The organism is Arthrobacter sp. Y3221114, assembly GCF_059092625.1.
The window spans coordinates 834264-854677 of record NZ_JBNHHW010000001.1 but is presented as its reverse complement, the minus strand read 5'-3'; the positions used below and the strand labels follow the sequence as shown (position 1 = coordinate 854677).

16 protein-coding genes and 1 tRNA gene are annotated in these 20414 nt (G+C 66.2%); 3 read left to right on the top strand and 14 right to left on the bottom strand.

Annotated elements, in window-relative coordinates:
- Positions 1–259 precede the first annotated feature (259 nt).
- From AC5RV3_RS03900 to AC5RV3_RS03885, 4 genes are all read right to left on the bottom strand, one after another.
- On the bottom strand, positions 260–1399 hold the full coding sequence (locus tag AC5RV3_RS03900; RefSeq protein ID WP_494120974.1) for an FUSC family protein: 1140 nt from the start codon (positions 1397–1399) through the stop codon (positions 260–262).
- A gap of 32 nt (positions 1400–1431) precedes the next feature.
- Positions 1432–4734: an efflux RND transporter permease subunit gene (locus tag AC5RV3_RS03895; protein ID WP_494120973.1), complete on the bottom strand. Its 3303-nt coding sequence runs from the start codon at positions 4732–4734 to the stop codon at positions 1432–1434.
- 42 nt (positions 4735–4776) lie between these two features.
- Complete coding sequence (locus tag AC5RV3_RS03890) at positions 4777–6270, bottom strand: malate:quinone oxidoreductase (protein WP_494120972.1); 1494 nt, start codon at positions 6268–6270, stop codon at positions 4777–4779.
- Positions 6271–6424: 154 nt separating this feature from the next.
- Positions 6425–8104 carry an ABC transporter substrate-binding protein gene (locus AC5RV3_RS03885; protein ID WP_494120971.1) on the bottom strand — a complete coding sequence of 560 codons (1680 nt, stop codon included), beginning with the start codon at positions 8102–8104 and terminating at the stop codon, positions 6425–6427.
- Positions 8105–8231: 127 nt separating this feature from the next.
- Here AC5RV3_RS03885 and AC5RV3_RS03880 point away from each other — a divergent pair, with 127 nt between their 5' ends.
- Positions 8232–9962 (top strand): ABC transporter ATP-binding protein, encoded by a 1731-nt coding sequence (locus tag AC5RV3_RS03880; RefSeq protein ID WP_494120970.1) that lies wholly within the window; start codon positions 8232–8234, stop codon positions 9960–9962.
- Entirely contained in the window at positions 9952–10266 is a 315-nt protein-coding gene (locus AC5RV3_RS03875; RefSeq protein WP_494120969.1) for a hypothetical protein, read from the top strand. The genes AC5RV3_RS03880 and AC5RV3_RS03875 overlap by 11 nt, the downstream gene beginning before the upstream one ends.
- Positions 10267–10278: 12 nt before the next feature.
- Here the strand turns inward: AC5RV3_RS03875 and AC5RV3_RS03870 are convergent, their stop codons facing one another.
- From AC5RV3_RS03870 to bcp, 5 genes are all read right to left on the bottom strand, one after another.
- Positions 10279–11244, bottom strand: a complete 966-nt coding sequence (locus tag AC5RV3_RS03870; protein ID WP_494120968.1) for an ABC transporter permease — start codon at positions 11242–11244, stop codon at positions 10279–10281.
- Positions 11244–12245 (bottom strand): ABC transporter permease, encoded by a 1002-nt coding sequence (locus AC5RV3_RS03865; RefSeq protein WP_494111262.1) that lies wholly within the window; start codon positions 12243–12245, stop codon positions 11244–11246. Before AC5RV3_RS03865 ends, AC5RV3_RS03870 begins: the two co-directional genes overlap by 1 nt.
- A gap of 150 nt (positions 12246–12395) precedes the next feature.
- Positions 12396–14090 (bottom strand): ABC transporter substrate-binding protein, encoded by a 1695-nt coding sequence (locus tag AC5RV3_RS03860; RefSeq protein WP_494120967.1) that lies wholly within the window; start codon positions 14088–14090, stop codon positions 12396–12398.
- Between the two features lie 271 nt (positions 14091–14361).
- Positions 14362–14446 (bottom strand) — tRNA-Leu (locus AC5RV3_RS03855).
- A gap of 86 nt (positions 14447–14532) precedes the next feature.
- The gene (bcp, locus tag AC5RV3_RS03850) at positions 14533–15006 is read right to left on the bottom strand and encodes a thioredoxin-dependent thiol peroxidase (protein ID WP_494120966.1); all 474 of its coding nucleotides are present in this window, start codon (positions 15004–15006) and stop codon (positions 14533–14535) included.
- A 114-nt stretch (positions 15007–15120) separates the two neighbouring features.
- Between bcp and AC5RV3_RS03845 the strand changes: the two genes are divergently transcribed.
- Positions 15121–15579, top strand: coding sequence for a MarR family winged helix-turn-helix transcriptional regulator (locus AC5RV3_RS03845; protein WP_494111265.1), 459 nt, complete (start codon positions 15121–15123; stop codon positions 15577–15579).
- A gap of 271 nt (positions 15580–15850) precedes the next feature.
- Here the strand turns inward: AC5RV3_RS03845 and AC5RV3_RS03840 are convergent, their stop codons facing one another.
- From AC5RV3_RS03840 to AC5RV3_RS03820, 5 genes are read right to left on the bottom strand one after another with little or no spacing between them, the layout of a single operon-like run.
- Positions 15851–16624 (bottom strand): cysteine hydrolase family protein, encoded by a 774-nt coding sequence (locus AC5RV3_RS03840; RefSeq protein WP_494120965.1) that lies wholly within the window; start codon positions 16622–16624, stop codon positions 15851–15853.
- 10 nt (positions 16625–16634) lie between these two features.
- The gene (locus AC5RV3_RS03835) at positions 16635–17423 is read right to left on the bottom strand and encodes a gluconate 2-dehydrogenase subunit 3 family protein (RefSeq protein ID WP_494120964.1); all 789 of its coding nucleotides are present in this window, start codon (positions 17421–17423) and stop codon (positions 16635–16637) included.
- A 54-nt stretch (positions 17424–17477) separates the two neighbouring features.
- Positions 17478–17666 (bottom strand): GMC oxidoreductase, encoded by a 189-nt coding sequence (locus AC5RV3_RS03830; protein ID WP_494120963.1) that lies wholly within the window; start codon positions 17664–17666, stop codon positions 17478–17480.
- A 43-nt stretch (positions 17667–17709) separates the two neighbouring features.
- A complete protein-coding gene (locus AC5RV3_RS03825) occupies positions 17710–19134 on the bottom strand; it encodes a GMC family oxidoreductase N-terminal domain-containing protein (protein ID WP_494120962.1) in 1425 nt (474 codons plus the stop codon).
- A 39-nt stretch (positions 19135–19173) separates the two neighbouring features.
- Positions 19174–20358, bottom strand: coding sequence for a sugar ABC transporter substrate-binding protein (locus AC5RV3_RS03820; protein WP_494111269.1), 1185 nt, complete (start codon positions 20356–20358; stop codon positions 19174–19176).
- Positions 20359–20414: the final 56 nt, after the last annotated feature.

Below are 20414 nucleotides of genomic sequence, written 5' to 3'. Positions count from 1 at the left end.
GCCAACAAAGGGAACGGCAGCAACTCGGCCAGGCGCTGATAGGCGGCGCTCGCCCAAATCTGACAAATCACTCTCCCGATCCGGAGGATTTTAGTGCCAGCTGCTCGACACGAGTAGGTACATAAAACCCGATATTCCGGGCAAGGGGAACCCCGGGAAGTTGGTTCAACCTTTCATCACGGGCGAACGGCTACCATCGCCGTCGGTTGACCCTCCGTGTCGGAGAGGGAGGGCCCGGGGCGAGGTACCTGCGGCCTGACTAACGGGCCTGGCCGCCAGAGGGGTCCTTTACATGCCGGCCAAGCGCGGCCAGTATGCGTTCCAGGCTGACCGCCACGGATCCTGCCGCCGTGGCGGGGGACTCTGAGGACACCGTGCCGGCCACGATTCCGGTGAGGCGGTGCTGCGCATCGCGCGCGGCCTCCAACTTCTCCGGCAGGTCCTCGGCGGTCATGCTTCTGATTGCCTCGGCCGTGGCTTCCAGTGCGTTGGCCATCGGGGCCAGCACGGGGTCGGGGAGATGCATGGTCTCGTCCCAGATCACGGCGCTGAGCACCTCGGTCATGTCCTGGGTATGGAAGGCGGCACGCTCCAACGTGCGCAGATTCCGCCAATCGGCCTCCAGGTCCCGGTGATGGAACCTGCGCCGCGGATTGGCCTTGCGGCTGCGGTCGGCGGTCTGGACGGCCTGCCGCACCTGGTTGCCCAGCCGAGTGATGCTCTCGCCGTTCGACGCCCAATCCTTGCGTTCCGGCGGCCAGTTCTCCCGGAGCGCCTCGGCCATGTCCTCCAGCTGCCGGGCGAGGTCGGATTGCAGCTGCTGCAGGCTGCGTCCCACTACGTTGAAGTTCAACGGCGGGAACAGCAGGAAGTTCACGGTGATGCCGACGACCACTCCCACCGCCATCTGCACGGCATAGCCGAGCGAGTAGTCGCCGGCATTGGAACCGCCCACCAGCAGGACGAACAGCGCGGCCATGGGAACCCACTCCCTGCCGGCCCCGAGCCGCGGCAGCCCCGCGACCAGAACCCCCAGGAACACCAGCAGGCCCACCGTCACGAAGTGCGGGCCGACCGTCAGCAGCAGGAGCATGGCCAGGCCGATGCCCAGCATCAGCCCGGCCAGTGTCTCCAAAGAGGTCTTGATGGAGTCGGCGACGGTGGAATACATGCTGATCAGGGCGCCCAGCGGGGCGTAATAGGGGTACTGGTCCACGTCGCCGGGCAGCCGCAGGGCGATGAACCACGCGATGGCGCACGCCAACGCGGTCTTGAACGCCAGCTGGACCCGGCGCCAACCGCCCATCTGCTGCCCATATTTGCGCAGCGGGGCAGGGAGCCGGTCCGTGAGCCGGTCCAGACGGCCCGGCCCGGCCGGCATGGTTTCCGGATCTGGCATGTTCGGTACCTCCAGGGTTCCGGGTACGCCGGTCAGCGTCCGGCCGGAACCAGTTCTGCCTCGAGTGTATGCCGCTCGTTCGCCCGGCGCTCGCGCCGGCCTTCGACCAGCCGGTACAGCACCGGCACCAGCACCAGCGTCAGCGCGGTGGAGGACACCAGGCCGCCGATCACCACCACGGCCAGCGGCTGCGAGATGAAACCGCCCTCGCCGGTCAGTCCCAGCGCCATCGGCGTGAGCGCAAAAACCGTGGCGAGCGCCGTCATCAGGATGGGCCGCAGCCGGCGTCTCGCGCCGTGGGTGATCGCGTCCGCCACGTTCATGCCGGGCCGGCCGTCGTGCGGGCGCCGGTACTGGTTGATCAGGTCGATCAGCACGATCGCATTCGTCACCACGATGCCCACCAGCATCAGCATGCCGATCAGCGACGGCAGCCCCAGCGGGATCCGTGTGACGACCAGCAGCCCGATGGCCCCCGTGGCCGCGAACGGAATGGAGACCAGCAGGATCAGCGGCTGCACCAGGGACTTGAACGTGGCCACCATGATCACGTAGACAATGGCGACGGCGGCCAGCAGCGCCCAGCCCAACTGTTCAAAGGACTCGGCCTGCTGCGTGGCCGCGCCGCCCAAATCCGCCGTGACCCCGGCCGGCAGGTCGGTGCCGTCCAGGGCGGCCGCCACCTCGCCGCTGAGGGCACCCAGGTTTTCTCCCTCCGGGGTCACGGAGACCACGGCGGTGCGTTCGCCGCCGCTGGCGCTGATCGACGTCGGCACATCGGTTTCCTCCACGGTGGCCAGGTCGGTCAGCGGCACCGGCCCGGCCGCTGTGGGCACCTCGACGCCGCGCAGTTCCTCGACGCTGGCGAAATCGCTGCCTTCCCCGATCAGCACCGGGAAGTCGGTCGTGCCGATCCGCACGGTGCCGCCGGGCAGCGGGCTGATCGTGGACGCCAGGAGGCCCGCGACCTGCTCCTCGTCCAGCCCCGCAGCCACGGCCTTGGCCCGGTCCACGGACACCTGAACCACGGGCTCGGCCGCCGAGAGGTTGCTGGACACCTCCGCGGCCCCGGGTACCTCCCGCAGCAGTTCCACCAGCCGGTCGGAGGCGTCCCGCAGCTCTTCCGGCCCGCTCGCGGAGATTTCCACGTCCACGGTGCTGGACGTGCCGAAGCCGCCGCCCTGGGTGCCCAGCGTGAACGTCGCCTCGCCGGGCAGCTTTTCGACGGCGGAGCGCACCCGGTCGCGCAGCGCGGCCTGGTCGATGCCTTCCTCGGTGATGACGGTGTACTGGGCCACCGAAGCCCCCGCGGAGAGGAACGTCCCCAGGCCGCCTCCGGCGTTGCCCATGGTGACCTGGACCGCCTCTATCCCTTCCATCCCGGCCAGCAGCTCCTCGACCGGGGCGGCTGCCTCGTCGGTGGTCGCCAGGCTGGTCCCGGCCGGCATCTGCTGGCGCAGGCTGAAGCTGTTCTGTCCGCTGTCGCCCAGCAGGTTGGTCTGCATCAGCGGCACCATGGCGCCGGTGCCGGCCAGCACCAGCAGGGCCGCCATGGTGGTGAGCACCGGGTGCCGCTGCGTGCCGGCGAGCACCGGCAGGTAGCCGCGCTGCAGCAGCGAGCGGCGTTCCTTCTCGGAGGCCGCCGCACGCACCGCGGAAGCGTCCAAGTGTTGCTGTGCCGCGGGGGATTTCACGAACCAGTAGGCCAGCACCGGCACGATGGTCAGCGACACCGCCAGGGACGCGAGCAGGGCCAGCGCGGTGGTGATGGCGAACGGCCGGAACAGCTCGCCGGCCAAATCGCCGACGAACGCGATCGGCAGGAACACCGCAACGGTCGTCAGGGTGGAAGCGGTGATGGCACCGGCGACCTCGCGGACCGCCGCCAGGATGGCGTCGCGCTTGGGTTCGCCGTAGTTCAGGTGCCGTTTGACGTTCTCGACCACCACGATCGAGTCATCCACGACGCGCCCGATGGCGATCGTCAGCGCGCCGAGGGTCAGGATGTTCAGCGAGTAGCCGAGCGCATTCAGGCCGATGAACGTTGCCAGCAGCGACAGCGGGATGGAAATCGCCGTGATCAGCGTGGAGCGCACGGAGAGCAGGAACACCAAAATGATCAGCACCGCGAAGCCCAGCCCCAGCAGGCCCTCGGTGGTCAGGTCCTTGATGGACGTCTCGATGAACGGGGCCTGGTCAAACACCGTGGTGATCTGCGCCCGGTCGCCCAGTTCGGCCTCCAGTTCGGGCAGCATCTCCCCGATGGCGTGCGAGATGGCCACGGTATCGCCCTCCGGCGTTTTGGTGACGGCCAAGGCCAGCGTCAGCTCGCCGTTGGTCCGGGTAATCGAGGTCTGCTCGTCGTCGGCAATGCCGACGTCGGCCACCTCGCCGATGGTGGCAGGGTCGGCCGGCGCGGGGTCCGGCTGCCGGCCGGGCCGGTCCGGGGCGGGCACGGTGTCCGGCACGGGCACCAGGCCCTGGTCTGTCCCGCTGCCCGGCGGGGCCGGCTGGCCCTCGCCGGGGAACTGCCCGGGTGCCCGCCCCGCCTCCAGTGCGGAAGGCACGGAAGGCTGCTCCGCCGTCGTTGTTTCAGCGGGGGAGAGCGGCAGGTTTTCGATGGCCTCCAGGCTGTCCAGCGGGCTGCCGATCTGCACGGAGAGGCTCTGGCCGTCCTGCTGCACGGCGCCGGCGGGGACCAGGCCGCCGCTGTTTGCCAGGCTGTCCACGATGGCGGAAACGCCGACGCCGGCCTCCTCCATGGCATCGCCGTCCGGCAGGATGGCGATGTGCCGGCCGGGGCCGCCGGAGACTTCGGCCCCGCGCACGCCGGGGATGTTCTGCAGCCGGGGCACCGTCAGCCGGTTCAGCTCGTTGCTCAGCTCGCTCAGCGTCAGGTCGGAGGAGACCGCCATGAAGACGATGGGGAAGTCATCGATGCTGCCGGCCAGCGACAGCGGCGAGACGTCCTCGGGCAGCTGCTGGCGGACGTTGGAGATGGCGCGGTCCACCTGGCTGCGCGCCCGGTCCAGGTTGGTGCCGTAAACGAACGTGAGGTTGACGGTGGAGAAGCCGGTACGCGAAACCGCCGAGGAGGACTCGAGGCCCTCGACGGCGGTGAGCGCGCGTTCCAGCGGTTCGCTGACCTGCTTGTCCACGACTTCCGGCGACGCGCCGGGCATGGAACTGACGACGGTGATCCGCGGGAACTCGAGCGAGGGAATGAGTTCCTGCTTCAGGGAACCCATGGTGATCACGCCGAAGACGGCCACAAAGACCGTAATCAGCGCGATCAACGCACGATTCGCCAGGGACAGCGTTGCCAGCTTGTGCATGGCTTGAAGCTTAGTTCAGCGGCTTGTCGGATCGGACCGGGGTCAGGCCAGTTCGAGCACCCGGTCGGTGTCGGCGGTGATCTCGGCCAACATCGAGGGGTTCTCGTTCAGGTTCACTCCGTAGCCGGGGATCATGTCCTTCAGCTTGGGTTCCCAGCCCTTGAACTCCAGCGGGAAGCAGCGTTCCAGCAGGCTGATCATGATCGGCGCGGCGGTGGAAGCGCCGGGGGAGGCACCGAGCAGGGCCGAGATGCTGCCGTCGGCGGATGCGATGACCTCGGTGCCGAACTGCAGGGCGCCGCCCTTCTTCGGGTCCTTCTTGATCACCTGGACACGCTGGCCGGCGGTGATCAGCTCCCACTGGTCGCCGGCAACCTCCGGGTGGAAGGCCCGCAGGGCCTCGTTCTTGCCTTCGCGGGTCTTGAGCACCTCGGTGACCAGGTACTTCACCAGGCCGAAGTTGTCCTTGGCCACGGCCAGCATGGGGACCAGGTTGGTCGGGCGAACGGACAGCGGCAGGTCCAGCAGCGAGCCGGTCTTGAGGAACTTCGGCGAGAAGCCGCCGTACGGGCCGAAGAGCAGGGAGCGCTTGCCGTTGACGAAGCGGGTATCCAGGTGGGGCACCGACATGGGCGGGGCGCCCACGGAGGCCTGGCCGTAGACCTTGGCGTTGTGGGCTGCGATGACTGTCTCGTCCGTGCAGCGGAGGAACTGTCCGGACACCGGGAACCCGCCGTAGCCCTTGGACTCGGGGATGCCGGAGCGCTGGAGCAGGTGCAGGGCGCCGCCGCCGGCTCCGATGAACACGAAGCGGGCGTTGACCTTGGTTTTTTCGCCGGTGGCGTTGTTCCTGATCTCCAGGGTCCAGCGGCCGTCGGTGTTGCGGGAGACGTCCAGCACGCGGTGGCCGTAGTTCAGCTCGACGCCGTTGGCGGTCAGGTAGCCGGCCAGTTTGCGGGTCAGGGAGCCGAAGTCCACATCGGTGCCGCCGGCGACGCGGGATGCGGCCACGCGCTGCTGCGGATCGCGGCCGCCCATGATCAGCGGCGCCCACTCGTTGATGGCGGCGTGGTCCTCGGAGAACTCGATCTGCTCGAACAGCGGTTCTTGCTTTAGCGCTTCATGCCGGCGCTTGAGGTAGTCCGCGTGGTCATCGCCCCAGACAAAGCTCATGTGCGGCAGCGGGTTAACGAATTCCCTGGGCGACGAGATGTGGCCCTCGCGGATCATGTGCGACCAGAACTGGCGCGAGATGTGGAACTTCTCGTTGATGCCGACGGCCTTGGCGGTGGGAACGGACCCGTCCACCGAGGCGGGGGTGTAGTTCAGCTCGCAGAGCGCGGCATGTCCGGTGCCCGCGTTGTTCCAAGGGTCCGAGGCTTCCAGGCCCACCTCGTCGAGGTTCTCGAACAGGCTGATGCTCCAGTCCGGCTGCAGCTGCTTGATGAAGGAGCCGAGGGTGGTGCTCATGATGCCGCCGCCAATCAGCGCGACGTCGACGTTCTTGGATGATCCCGAGGGAATGTTTGCAGTCAACTCAATCTCCAATAGCAGCTGTGCCAGCAGTTGAAAGCCTAGCGCGCTGCGCCAGCGAGACTAAAATCTGCCGTTATCGATGTGACCCAATAGACAGACGCGGCGGCGGCGGCAGCGTTAAAATTGCCCACCGGCCGTGTTGACCGCCGCCGCGTCAGCCCCGGCCCAGCTCGATCATGTTGTAGACCTCGTCGAGCATCGGGCTGGCCGGGTAGCTCGCCACCCGAGGCCCCATGGCCAGTGCGGAGATGGGGAACGCCAGCGGCACCGCGGGGACCGCGCGGGCCAGCTGCTCGTTGATGCTGTGGTAGGCCTGCACGCGGTCTTCGCCCTCGGGCAGGGTCTTGGCGCGGGCTATCTTGCTGCGGATCTGCGCGCTGTCGTAGCCGAACTCCATCGATTTGCTGCCGAAGAGCGGGCCCACAAAGTTGTCCGGATCGCGGTAGCTGCCGCTCATGCCGGCCAGGTGCAGGGCGTGGCCGGTGGAGCCTTGGATCGTGGCCAGGTAGCCCTCGTCCCACGGGATGGGCACCGGCTTGATATTGATCCCGACGGCGGTGAGCTGGCGGCTCAGCTCCGCGTACACCTTTTCGGGGGTGGGCAGGTAGGCGCGCGTGACGCCCAGCGGATAGTAGAAGGTCAGTTCCGCGCCGTCGTACCGGGCGTCGGCCAACAGTTCGCGCGAGCGCTCCGGGTTGTACGCGTAGTAGGGGATGGTCTCATTGGTCACGCCCAGGCTGCGCGGGATGAACTGCATGGCCTCCTTGGTGCCCTGCAGGAAGAAGCTGTCGATCAGCGCCTGCCGGTCGATCGCATGGGCGATGGCCTGGCGCATGGTGATGTCGTCCAGCCCGTCGGCTGCCTGGTTCATGCCGAGGTAGACCACGGAGAACGGGTCGCGCTGCAACACCTGCATGCCGGCCCGGACCAGGTCCGCGTACGTGGCCGGGGTGACCAGGTCGTAGCCGTCGATGTCCCCGGCTTCCAGGGCGCGCAGCCGTGTCGTCGGATGCGGGAGCGCCTTGAACACCACCGTGCGCACATCGCCGGCCGCACCCCAGTATCCCTGGTAGGCGGAGAGCACCACGCGGTCCTGCTCCCAGTTGGCGAAGGTGAACGGGCCGGTCCCCACCGGGGCCAGTCCGTAGCGGGATACCTTGTTGCCGCCGCGTTCCTCCGTCAGCCGGTCCGCCGCCCCCGCCTTCAGCGCCGCCGGCGAGGAGATGGCAAAGGCCGGCATGGCCAGCGATGCGACCAGGCCGGTGAACCGGCGCGTCAGGTTCAGCTGGACCTCCAGCGGGCCCAGCACCTCGCAGCTGTGGTAGAGCGATTCGTCCTCGTCCTCGGCGAACGCGCCGAAGACCGACCGGAACGCCAGCCCGCCTTCCACCGGCCGGGCGTCCCGGGGGAGCCGGTACCAGCGTTCGAAGTTGGCGCGGACCGCTTCGGCATCGAACTCCGTGCCGTCATGGAAAGTGACCCCTGGGCGCAGCCGGAAGCGGTAGGAGCGGCCCTCGTCCAATTCGATCCATTCGGTTGCCAGCCGCGGCGCCGGGACGCCGGTCGCCGCGTCCACCCCGATCAGGGTTTCCAGCACCTGGCGGGTCACCCGGTAGGACTCGGTATCCAGTGCCAGCGCCGGGTCAAGGGTCACCGGGGTGGCGGCAATGCCCATGGTGAAGGTGGTGTCCGCGGGCGAGGCGGTCGGCTGTTCGCTGGGCGAGACGGTGGACGGGACGGGCCTGCCCGGCTCCGAGGTGCAGCCGGCGAGCAACACGGCCGCTGCCGCTGCGCCTGCCTTCAGCACGGTGCGGCGCGCGGGGGGCGGTGTCACGCTTCAGGCTCCTTGGGGGCAGGCGGGATGATCTTCAAGTCTAATCGACTCCTGTACCGGAGCCTGCGCGGCGAAATCCCGATGAGACATAGGCCACATCCGCGCGTGTTTGGGGCAGGATGGAACCATGACCGAACATGCCGACGACGCCGCCCTACTCGAGGTCCGGGACCTGGCCGTTGCTTTCCGCACCACGTACGGGCAAGTCTCCGCGGTGGAGGGCGCCTCGCTGCGCTTGGAACAGGGCAAGACGCTGGCGATTGTTGGCGAATCCGGTTCCGGGAAGTCCACCACGGCGATGGCCGTGATTGGCCTGCTGCCCGATAACGGACGAGTTACCGCCGGGAGCATCCGCTTCGACGGCCAGGAGCTCGTGGGGCTGTCGGAGCATCGGATGCGGACCATCCGGGGCCGCCAGATCGGCTTGGTCCCGCAGGACCCGATGTCCAACCTGAATCCGGTCACCAGGATCGGCTCGCAGGTGGCGGAGACCCTGCTGGTTCACGGCATGGCGACCAGGCGGGACGTGGACCGGAAGGTCGTGGAGGTCCTGGAGGCCGCCGGGCTGCCCAACGCCAAGGAACGCGCCAAGCAGTATCCCCATGAGTTTTCCGGCGGGATGCGCCAGCGCGCCCTGATCGCCATCGGCTTGGCCTGCCAGCCGCGGCTGCTGATCGCCGACGAGCCGACGTCGGCACTGGATGTGACAGTCCAGCGCACCATCCTGGACCAGATCGAGTCGATGACCCATGAACTGGGGACGGCCGTGCTGCTCATTACCCACGACCTGGGCCTGGCGGCCGAACGGGCGTCGGAACTGGTGGTGATGCACCGCGGCAAAGTAGTGGAGACCGGCCCGGCGCGGCAGTTGCTGGAGGACCCGCAGCACCCCTACACCCGGGCGCTGGTGAAGGCGGCGCCGAGCGTCGCGGCCGTGCGCCTGATGCCGGGGGCGTTCACCGGCAACTCGGCTGTGCGCGCCGAACGGGCGGAGAAGGTTTTCCAGGAACACGTCACCGAAGCTCCCGCGGCCGCCGAGGCTCAGAAGACGGACAACATCGTGGAGCTGCGCGACCTGACCAAGGTGTACAAGATCCGCGGCCAGGCCGAGGACTTTTACGCGGCGAAGAACGTGACGCTGGATATCCCGCGCGGGCACACGGTCGCCATCGTCGGCGAGTCGGGCTCCGGCAAGACCACCACCGCCCGCATGCTGCTGAAGCTGATCGAGCCGACCAGCGGCACCATGACCTTCGACGGAATGGATGTGGCGAACCTGACCAAGGCGCAGCTGCGGGACTTCCGCCAGCGGGTGCAGCCGGTGTTCCAGGATCCGTATTCGTCCCTGAACCCGATGTTCACCATCGAGCGGATCGTCGAAGAGCCGCTGTCCACCTACAAGCGCGGCAGCGCGAGGGAACGCTCGGTCCGCGTGCGCGAGCTGATGGACGAGGTCGCACTGCCGCAGAACATGCTGCGGCGCTACCCGTCCGAGCTCTCCGGCGGCCAGCGGCAGCGCGTGGCGATTGCCCGTGCCCTGGCCCTGAAGCCCGAACTGATCATCTGCGACGAGCCGGTCTCCGCGCTGGATGTGCTGGTGCAGGCGCAGATTTTGAAGCTGCTGGGGGACCTCCAGGCGGAGCTGGGCCTGAGCTACCTCTTCATCTCCCACGACCTGGCCGTAGTGCGGCTGATCTCCGACTACGTCTGCGTGATGAAGGACGGCGAACTGGTGGAGGCAGCCAGCTCGGAGGAAGTGTTCACCAACCCGCGGCACCCCTACACGCGGCGCCTGCTGGCTTCCATCCCGGGCAACGAACTGGACATTCAGGCGGAGGATCCCGAGATTGCGTCCTGAGGGTGCCGGGCCAGGCTCCGTCCCGGAGCCTGACGATCACCGGCCGGAAGGCTTCGGCTTCCGGACCGGTGTGCGCAGCGCCGCGGTGGCCATCGGCTTCGCCGTCTTCGTGCTGGTGATCGGCACCGTGATGCTGGCGGTCGGGGCGGTCATCGTCGTCGGTGAGGGCAGGTGGGGCGCCCTCTGGTGGCTGGCGGCGTTGGAGGTGCTGTTCATTGCCGGCTTCGCCGCCATGATGCACATGGCCCGCCAGCGGCGGCGGCACGACGGCGGGGCCCCGCCGCCGGCCACCCCGGCCGGCTGAAAGCGCTTCCTGCTACTTGGCCCGGGTCTTGGGATCCAGTGCTTCCCGCAGGGATTCGCCCAGCAGCGTGAAGCCCAACGCGGTGACGGCGATGCACAGGCCGGGCAGGAACGCCAACTGCGGCGCGATGCCCAGTTCGGCCTGCGCGTAGGTGAGCATGCGGCCCCATTCGGCGGTCTGCGGGCGCCCGCCGCCCAGGCCCAGGAAGGAGAGCGCCGCGGCGTCGATGACCGCGGTGGCCAGCGTCAGGGTGGCCTGGACGATGACCGGGCCCACGCTGTTGGGCAGTTGGTGGTTCATGATGATGGTGCCCCGGCTCAGGCCCAGCGTCTGCGCTGCCAGCATGTAGTCCGCGCTGCGCTGGGAGATCATCGACGACCGCAGCAGCCGCGCGAAGATCGGCAGTTGCGCCACGCCGATGGCGATCATCACCGCATACGCTCCCTGCCCCAGGATGGCCGCGATGGACACCGCCAGCAGCAGGTTCGGCACGGAGAGCAGGATGTCGACCCCGCGCATGATCACGCTGTCGATCCAGCCGCCGAAGCCGCCGGCGAGGATGCCCAGCAGCATGCCCCCGGCCAGTCCCATGGCGGTGGAGACGACGCCGATCAACAGCGAGGCCTGTGCACCCCAGATGAGTTTGCTGAGCAGGTCCCCGCCGAAACGGTCGAGCCCCAGGGGAAAGCCTTCCACCTCGCCGAAGCCCGGAATGTGAGTGGGCGTGATATAGGTGCGGCCGGGCAGGTCCTGGCCGCCGTAGGGTGCCAGCACCGGCGCCAGGACGGCGGTCAGCACGAACAGGCCCACGATGATGGCGCCGGCGATGGCCTGCGGATTCCTGCGGAGCCTGCGGAACGCGTCCTTCCAAAGGCTGGTGCCCGCGGGCCCGCTGCTGGCGGGAGCGCCGGGGGCGCCCGGTGGCTCGGGGGTGGTCCGGATGTCGCCGCCCGACTGCGGCGGAAGTGTTGTGCTCATTAGACACGCACCCTCGGGTCGATGATGCTGTAGGAAATATCCACGACCAGGTTGATCAGCGAATACAGCACGGCGATGAAGATGATGAACCCCTGCAGGACGGGGTAGTCCAAGTTGAAAATCGCGTCGCGCAGGAACCGCCCGATGCCGTTAAAGGCGAACACCGTCTCGGTCAGCACGGCCCCGGAAATCAGCAGCCCCAGCTGCAGGCCGATGGTGGTGGTGACCGGCAGCATCGCGTTGCGCAGGATGAACCGGTTGCGGATGGTCTTCTGCAGCAGCCCCTTGGCACGCGCGGTGCGCACATAGTCCGCGTTCTGCACCTCCAGGACCGAGGCCCGCGTGATGCGCACGATGATGGCCAGCGGGATGGTGCCCAGCGCGATCCCGGGCAGCACCAGGTGCAGCAGCGCATCCCAGGCGGCATCCCATTCGCGGGTGAGCAGGCCGTCGAGCACATAAAAGTCGGTGACGTGCGTGGCGTTGATCCTGGGGTTCTGCCGGCCGTCGGTAGGGAACCAAGGCAGCTGGATGGCGAACAACCACTTGAGGATGAAGGCTAGGAAGAAGACCGGGACGGTGATCCCCACGAGCGACAGCACGACGGAGGAGTGGTCGGGCCACTTGCCGTAGTACCTGGCTGCCTGATAGCCGAGCGGGATGCCGATCCCGACGGCGATGATCAGGGCAACGACCGTCAGCTCCACCGTCGCCGGGAAGCGGGTCGCGAACTCCGTCAGCACGGGCCGGCCGGTGAGGATCGAGGTGCCGAAGTCACCCTGGAGCAGCTTGCCCATGTAGACGAAGTACTGCTCGATCAGCGGCCGGTCGAAGCCGTAGAGCTCGTTGATCCGTGCCACTGCCTCGGGCGTGGCACGGTCGCCGAGCAGCGCCGTGGCCGGCCCGCCGGGCAGGCTGCGAACCCACAGGAACAGCAGCAGGGAAAGCCCGAAGAGCGTCGGGATGAGCAGCGCGATGCGCTTGATAATGACTCTGAGCACAGCGTCCTTCCGGATCCCGGTCCCGGCCTCGCGCCGGATGCGGTGGAATTTGCCTTGTCGGCAGCAGGCCGGGCGCCGCCCGCTGGTGGTTCTGGCCGTGGCGGGCCTGCCTGCCGGGGTCCGCGGTATGCGGACCCCGGCAGGACGTGGCTACTCGCTGAGCTCGATGGCGTTGAACACCTCGTCGTTCACCGGGCTGGCCGGATAGGAGGTCACCCGTGGGGCGAAGGCGAGCGACGGCGCCGGGTGCGCCAGCGGGATCGCCGGGAGGTACTGCGCGATGTCTTCGTTGATCTCCTCGTACAGCGGCGTCGCCTCCTCGACGCTGCTGGTCTCGCGCGCCTTGGACAGCTTGTCGAACAGCTCCTTGTTATTGAAGCCGAACTCCGGCTTCTCCTGGCCGAAGAAAACCCCGACGAAGTTGTCCGTGTCGTTGTAGTCGCCAGTCCATCCGAGCAGGTGGATATCGTGGTCCGCGCTGGCCTGGATGCGGTCCAGGTAATCCGGGGACCACTTGTCCGGCTGCGCCTCAATGGTGATGCCGACCTCCTCGAGCTGGGCACTCAGGTTGGTGAACACCTGTTCCGGCGTCGGCATGTACGGCCGGGACACGCCGGTGGGGTAGTTGAACATCAGCTCCAGGCCGTCGCCGTAGCCGGCCTCTTCGAGCAGCGCCCGCGCCTTCTCCGGGTCGTACTCGTACGTGGTGACGTCGTCGTTGTAGCCGTTGACCGTGTCCGGGACGAACTGCGTGGCGACCTTGGTGCCCTCGGGCAGCGTCTGACGGACGAGCGCTTCCTTGTCGATCGCGTGGGCGATCGCCTGGCGGACCTTGAGGTCCTTCAGCGCTTCCTCCTCTTGGTTCATGCCCAGGTACAGAATGGTGAACGGATCGCGCGAAATGACGTTGAAGCCGGCGTCGGCCAGCGACTGCGTATCGGCCGGCGCCACCAGGTCGTAGCCGTCAATGTCCCCGGCCTCCAGCGCCTGCCGGCGGGCATTGGGGTCTTCGATGATCCGGAAGATGATCTGCTGGACCTGGCCCTGTTCGCCCCAGTAGCCGTCGAAGGCGGAGAGCTGCAGGGACTCGCCGACGGACCAGCTGTCGAACTTGAACGGGCCGGTGCCAACCGGGTGCCCCATGGCATATTCGCTCAGCTCCGGAGCCTCTTCCGAACCGCCGACGTCGTCCGCGTTGAACTCATCAAGGGCGGTGGGGCTCTGCATCGCGAACGCCGGCAGCGACAGTGCTGCGACGAAACCGGCGAAGGGCTGGGCCAGGTTCACCGTCACCTCGGTGTCGCTGACCACCTCGCAGGAGTCGTAGACGGCGGTTTCGGGGGAGTCCGAGTAACCGCGGAACAGCGAGCCGTAGTAGTAACTCACCGACTGGGACTGCTGGATCCCCTCGAAGTTGTACCAGCGGTCGAAGTTGAAGCAGACGGCCTCGGCGTTGAAATCGGTGTCGTCGTGGAACTTCACGCCTTCCTTGAGCTGGAAGGTGTAGGAGAGCCCGTCGTCGGACATCTCCCAGGATTCAGCCAGCAGTGGTTCAGGGTCGGGGGTCCCTTCCTTGACGCCGACCAAACCCTCGAAGATCTGGCGGCTGACGCGGAAGGACTCGCCGTCGCTGGCGAAGGCCGGATCCAGCGACTTGGGATCAGACGACGCAGCGAATACGAACGTCGAATTAACACCCTCCTCCGTCTCGCCCTGCGCACCGCCGCCGCGCTCGCTCTCGGCACAGCCGGACAGGACGAGTGCGCCGGCGGCCAGGCCGGCAACGACGGCTCCGGCGCGCCGACCGCGGCGCTGGCCTCCGGAAAAGATGTCAGTAAATGACATGGACTGCTCCTCGGGGACGTGAGGTGTGACGCCGACTTTGTGTACGGCACCCGGCAGAGGCGCGGTGACGCGTCCGCTTGATGAGAGCTTAGTCACATGTCCGATCGAAAACATCGGTTTCAGGTTCGGTGGTTCGCCAAAACCATCACAATTTGGTGACAGCCGCCAGCGGACCCGCGCGACGACGGCGGCGGACGTGCCGTCCGCGGGCCGGGAGTGGGCCCGTGAAGCGCAAGAGCCCCGCAACGTGACGCTGCGGGGCTCCTGTCGATGGTGCGCAAGGCGGGACTTGAACCCGCACGTCCGAAGACACTGGAACCTAAATCCAGCGCGTCTACCAATTCCGCCACTCGCGCATGCGTTCCGGGCATTTTCGGAACAGCAATCAGTCTACCGGCATGGCGGCAGTCGTTTTGCGGGGGTCTTGTGCCTTTGTGGTCGCCTAGTTGTCCAGGCCGAGGTCGCGGCGCAGCTTGGCCACGTGGCCGGTGGCCCGGACGTTGTACTGGGCCAGCGCCACCTTGCCCTCGGGATTCACCACGATCGTGGAACGGACCAGGCCCTCGTAGACCTTGCCGTAGTTCTTCTTTTCGCCCCAGGCCGCATAAGCCTCGGCCACGGCATGGTCTTCGTCGGAGAGCAACGGGAAGTTCAGCTCTTCCTTTTCCGCGAACTTCACCAGCTTCGGCAGGGGATCGGGGGAGACTCCCAGCACCGTATAGCCGGCGCCCTTCAGCGAGTCGAGACTGTCGCGGAAGTCGCAGGCCTGCTTGGTGCAGCCCGGTGTCGAAGCTGCAGGATAGAAGTAGACCACAACGTTTTGGCCCCGATAATCGGCCAGCGAGACGGTGTTGCCCGCCGAGTCCTGCAGCGTGAATTCCGGCGCGATGTCGCCGGTCGACAGTCGTTCGGCCATGGGGCAGCTCCTTAGCGATCTGGGATTCCAGCACCAGCATAGCCAAGATGGCACTCGGGCCGCCCGGACTACGTACGTATACTTGAAGGCATGCCGGATTTGAAGAATTGGCCGATGCCACGGTTGCTCTCCACCGCCGCCCGGCTCGTCGAGCACGAATGGAACGACAAGCTGGCCGGCCTCGGTTTGACCCACGCCGGCGTCATTGCCCTCGAGGTGCTGGCCGCCGAGGGGGAAATGACGCAGGCGCAGCTGGCGACCCGTGTCCGCGTGCAGGCGCAGACCATGGGCAAGACCCTGGGCAGGCTGGAAGTCCATGGGCACATCATCCGCGCCCGCAGCGATGTTGACCGCCGGCGGCAAATCGTGCAGATCACCGACGAGGGCAAGCGGGCCCTCAAGCATGCTGCCGAGCTGGAGCGGCTGCTCAGCAGCGGCAGCGGCGACCAGATGGATGAGCTCAAGGAACGGCTGACGGTCATCATCCGCAGGCTGGGCAACAGCCGCTTCGGCATTGGCTCGGTCGAAACCATCGACATCGCCGAGATCGACGGTTACGAGGACGGCGACTGATCCGCTGGCTTCCCGGCCGTCGCAAGTCCGGCATCGGAACCCGTGCGCATCCCGTCACCGTGATCGGCGACGATGAGTTGCGACGAACCGGCGACTTCGTCCTCAAGAGTTCGTCCCCAGCGATTTAAGCTTTTGAAGTACGACGACGTCGATGCCCGCCTTCCGGCGCACACCGGGAGTGAGACGGGTCCGGCACCCCGGTGAATACCCAGGTTTCCGGCCGTGGATGTACCGGCCACCGGCCCCGCCCCCTGTAAAACCCACCGGGGTTTTAACCGCCGGCAGTTGCCTCTGCGGTCACCGAGCTCTCCTGTGCCGTCCGCGATGAGCGTTCGACGAGGGCCGCGAACTCATCGCTGGACATCACGTCCGCGTACTGGATTTGGATGTTGCGCAGGGATTCCCAGTACTGCCCGTAGCCCTCAGGGGTTTCGTGGTCGAACTCGGGGTTGCGGCCGTGGGTGTTGACGGGAATAGCCGTGCCGGAATCGGCCACGACGATCACTTTGTATCCCCGGTCGAAACCGTCGCGTGCCGTGGTCGGTACACAGTTGGCCGTCGAAGAGCCGACGATCACGAGGTACTCGGCGCCGTCCTGCTGCAGGTACTCGTTAAAGGCCGTCCCGTAGAAGCTGCTGTTGCGGTGCTTTTGGAAGACGGGTTCGCCCTTTTGCGGTTCGAATCCGTTGCAAAGGGCGCCGTTCCACGTCCCGTGGTTGAACGGCGAATCTGGCTCTGTCCACGACGGATACTTCAGCCCCCAGATGCCGATGTCGTAACCTTCGGGGTGCATGCCCCACATGGACCAGATGACTTTGATTCCCTTTTCGCGGGCGAGTTCGATCATTCTCTTGGCCGGTTCGAGGGATTCCTGCCCGGAGGGAGCTCCGCCGACACTTTGAATGTAGTCCGCCCCGTCCGGGTCGAGGCAGAGATTCTGGATGTCGAGCGCGTGGACCACGGTCTTGCTCAGATCAATGGTCTCGGGGATGAAGCTGTTGGAACGGTCGACGTACTTGTTGAGCTTGTCTTCGTAGGCGGTCATTGTCTTCCCTTTACTTGCTGGATTCCTCTGTACGGTCCGGTGTCGAAGCCGTATCGGCTGCTTCGTTACCGGCGGGGTCTTCGGGGCCTTCTGTCACGTTGTCCTGGCCTTGCTTGAAGCCGGGAATCAGTTCCTCCCAGTCGTATTCCTGGATGAAGTACTTGGCCGTGTTGTAGGTGCCGTCCATGGTGTCGCGCAGGTTTTTTGGCCCGTCGAAACCAACCATCTTCCAACCCATCTGGTCTTTGTTTCCGCCGTAAACCGGGTCGGCGTAGAAACCTTGGCGGACGTGCAGGCACAGGGTGTCGAAGAAACTTTTGTCTTCATCGGTGTTTCCCTGAAGCCGCGAGTAGTACACCTCCATGGAGGTCAGCGATACGGGCACCGGTTTGGGAGCGCCGCTGACCTGCTCGAGCACCTGGTCCTGGACTTCTTCGGTCGCGTCCTTAAAGGACTCTGCCCGCAACTCGCGTGACCGGCGGTCGAGCTCGTGGACCCCTTCGCGGTAGAGCCGCTGCAGGTCGGCGATGCGTGCCCGGGCAGACCGTGCTTCTTGACCAGCCAGGGACAGGAAGCCGGAGCCGTCGGCTGCCGCGTAAAGGTAGTCGATGCTCGAGAGGTAACGGTCGATAAAGACGATTACCCTCGCCTCGCGTGCCCCGGGATCATGGTCGGTGGGCATGACCCGCGCGGCGGCGGCTTCGATGGTTTCCCACTCGTGGTCGGTGAAGAACAGTTTTTCATCCGAGTCGGGGTCGATGTGGATCGGAACGATTTCCCAGTCGGCTTTCGAAACCATCTTGTCTTCCTTTCTACGATCTCCAACCGGCGGAACCGGCGGCAGGTTCAGCCGCTAGCTGCGGCCCTTGAGGTAGGTGCCGGCGATGTAGTCTGCGCAGCGCCAGGAGTGGGCCATGATCGTGAGTGTTGGGTTCACGCCCATGGCGGTGGGGAAGGCTGCGCCGTCAAGCACGAAGAGGTTGTCCACCGAGTGGGCCTGGCCCCATCCGTTCAGCACCGACTTGCCAGGGTCGGTTCCCATCCGGACAGTGCCCTGCTGGTGGCAGGCGTTGCCGGTAAATTCATCACCCAAGTAGACGGGGGGTGGTTTTCGTTGCCCCGGCGGCCTGGAGGATTTCCACGTTCTTGTCGATCTGCCATTTGCTCATGGCGATGTCGTTGGCGTGGGGCTTGTTCGTGATCCGCGCTACCGGCAGCCCCCAGGCATCTTTGACGTCGGGGTCAAGGTCGACCCGGTTGGTCTCCTGGGGCATGTCCTGGAGGATGAATCCGACCTTCATCGAATAGTCGAAGTAATTTCGGTCGGCGTCCTTCATGGCCTGGCCCCAGGTCGGCCGGCCGGGCATGATCGCGTTGATGGCCTGTCCGATCTGTGTGGTGGCGATGATGCCGCCGCCGATGTGGCCCCTGCTTTCGTCGGTCTCGTAGAAGTGCGTGGAACCGCCGCTTTGGTAGTTCCCCGTCCAGCCGCGCAGCGGCTCCTCGATGTCCTTGTCGAACAGTCCGACCGCGAAGATGTATTCGTGGAAGGTGGCGTTCCTGCCGACGAGGCCGGACTCGTTAGCGAGACCCTCGGGGAACCGGTTCGATTTGGACAGCAGCATGAGCCGTGCCGACTCGATGGCACCAAGCGCAAGGACGACCACGGCTGCGTCCTGCTCGACCTCATGGCCTTCGGGGTCAATGTAGATGACGCCGGTGGCCCGGCCGTCCTTGCCCAGTTTGACTTCCCTGACGTAGCTGTCGGCCCTCACCTCCAGGTTGCCGGTGGCAAGGGCTTGGGGGATGTACGTCGTCGCCACGCTGGACCGGGTTTGGGTGGGGTCGCCGTACTGGTTCCAGAAACTGGTCCGGTTCACCGCCGCCCTGCCCAGTGCGTTGCCTTCGGTCAGATGCGACATGGGCAGCGGGAAGGAATTGATGCCCAGCTTGTTGGAGCCTTCATAGAATTTCTTGCCGAACCTGGTCGGAGGCAACGGCCCGCTGGGGTACGGCTTGCTGCGGAAGCCTTCCCCCCGGTCTGCACCGGTCAGGCCCGAGATGCCGTAGCTCCATTCAACCTTGGTCAGGTACGGTTCCAGGTCCTCGTAGCGGTACGGCCAGTCGGCCAGGCTTGCGCCTTCCAGATCCCCGTGGAGGGAGTGGAAGATGAAGTCCGACTCCCTCGGCCTGGGCATCCAGCCGGCCATGTGGCTCGTTCCGCCGCCGACGTTGGAGGGCACGGGGGAGAAATTGAAGATCCGCGCTTCGGAGTTTTCGTCCCGGCGCACCGTCCTGGGCATCAGCTTCACGTCCGGCCACAGGTAGCTGCGGTTCTGGAACTTTAACTCGTCGCCGGAGTAGTGTTCCTCCGGGCGAAGCCACGGCCCCTTGTCGAATCCGACAACTTTGTAGCCGGCTTCGCTGAGGACCTTGACGGCCGGTCCGCCGCCCCCTCCCAGTCCGACGACGACCACGTCCACCGGGTCCATTTTTCGATTGCTGCTCACAGTAGAACCTCTCAGTTCGGTGGTTGTTCTCCGGAAGGCCTAGTAGCTTCCCTCGCCCTGCTGGCTTTCCTGCAGGACGGACTGGTGCCACTCAACGTTCGACTTGTCGACGACATCGGTCGGGATGCGGACGAACTGGTTGACCTCCATGCCCAGGACTTCATGCGCGAAGAGGGTTTCGATCATGCTGTGCCCCATCTCGACGCTGTTCACGTCGACGGTGGCGGTGAGTTTGCCGGCCTTGATGGAGTCCATGCCCGAAATGAGACCGTCAGCACCGATGGTGATGATGCCGTCCTGCCCGTCCCAATGCTTGAGGCCGCGTGCGTCGATTGCCTGGGAAGCGCCGAGCGCCATATCTTCATTTTCGCCGTATATCGCGTTGACGTCGGGGTTTTTGGTCAGCAGGTCCTGCGCGGCCCTGAGCCCTTTGTCCCGTACGTAGCCGCCGTCGGCCTGTCCGACGATCTCGATTCCGGGGTACTCCGAGATGGCTTTCTTGAAGCCCTGCTGGCGCAGCTTGGTCCAGTCCGATCCGGAGGGACCCATGATCTGGATGACCTGGCCTTCGCCTTTGAGCTGGTCGCCGATGTACTTTCCGGCGATGTAGCCGGACTGCCAGCGGTCGTCATAGCCAATGTTCGAGACGGTGTTGAGGCCACCGGTGGGGTCCTCGGCCTGGGAAGGATTGGCCAGCTCTTCCGTGGAGTTGAACTGGTAGAAGTCGACGCCCTCTTCCTGCCCGCGGCCGTACAGTTCCTGCATCGTGGCGGCGTTGGCGGCGGAGCAGACGAAGACCGCGTCGAAGTCCCGGGCGATATACCCCTGGACGATGCCGAGGGTTTCAGTGCCTGAATGGGCGTCGTTGAGGGCGCCCTGCCGCTCCCAGGTCCACTTCACACCGAACCGGTCCTCGTATTCCTTCATCTTGTTGAAGGCCGCTTTTTCGACTTGGGTATAGAACTCGGAGAGGATTGGGGGAGCAAAGCCGACTTTGATTTCACGGCCGTCCACTATTTCGCGGATGGCGGCATCGGCGGCCGAGTCAGGGTTGACCGCGGCACCGGCGCCTCCGCCTCCGCCGCCCCCGGTGCCGGTCGGCGTCTCGACCGTGGTGCAGCCGGTCAGGATGAGGGCTGCCGTGACTGCTCCGGAGGCTAGGGCGCTGCGGGTCCGGGCGTACCGACGGCGGCCTGTCGGCCGGGTGGTGTCAGTTGTGGACATTGTCTTGCCTTTCATTTTTTGGTGGTCCCCGCAGCAACGGGGAGACCGGGGAAGCT

Coding starts and splice junctions, on each gene's coding strand:
- AC5RV3_RS03900 (WP_494120974.1), bottom strand. CDS start 1,399: ATGCCAGATCCGGAAACCATGCCGGCCGGGCCGGGCCGTCTGGACCGG.
- AC5RV3_RS03895 (WP_494120973.1), bottom strand. CDS start 4,734: ATGCACAAGCTGGCAACGCTGTCCCTGGCGAATCGTGCGTTGATCGCG.
- AC5RV3_RS03880 (WP_494120970.1), top strand. CDS start 8,232: ATGACCGAACATGCCGACGACGCCGCCCTACTCGAGGTCCGGGACCTG.
- AC5RV3_RS03870 (WP_494120968.1), bottom strand. CDS start 11,244: ATGAGCACAACACTTCCGCCGCAGTCGGGCGGCGACATCCGGACCACC.
- AC5RV3_RS03860 (WP_494120967.1), bottom strand. CDS start 14,090: ATGTCATTTACTGACATCTTTTCCGGAGGCCAGCGCCGCGGTCGGCGC.
- bcp (WP_494120966.1), bottom strand. CDS start 15,006: ATGGCCGAACGACTGTCGACCGGCGACATCGCGCCGGAATTCACGCTG.
- AC5RV3_RS03845 (WP_494111265.1), top strand. CDS start 15,121: ATGCCACGGTTGCTCTCCACCGCCGCCCGGCTCGTCGAGCACGAATGG.
- AC5RV3_RS03840 (WP_494120965.1), bottom strand. CDS start 16,624: ATGACCGCCTACGAAGACAAGCTCAACAAGTACGTCGACCGTTCCAAC.
- AC5RV3_RS03835 (WP_494120964.1), bottom strand. CDS start 17,423: ATGGTTTCGAAAGCCGACTGGGAAATCGTTCCGATCCACATCGACCCC.
- AC5RV3_RS03830 (WP_494120963.1), bottom strand. CDS start 17,666: ATGGGAACCGACCCTGGCAAGTCGGTGCTGAACGGATGGGGCCAGGCC.
- AC5RV3_RS03820 (WP_494111269.1), bottom strand. CDS start 20,358: ATGTCCACAACTGACACCACCCGGCCGACAGGCCGCCGTCGGTACGCC.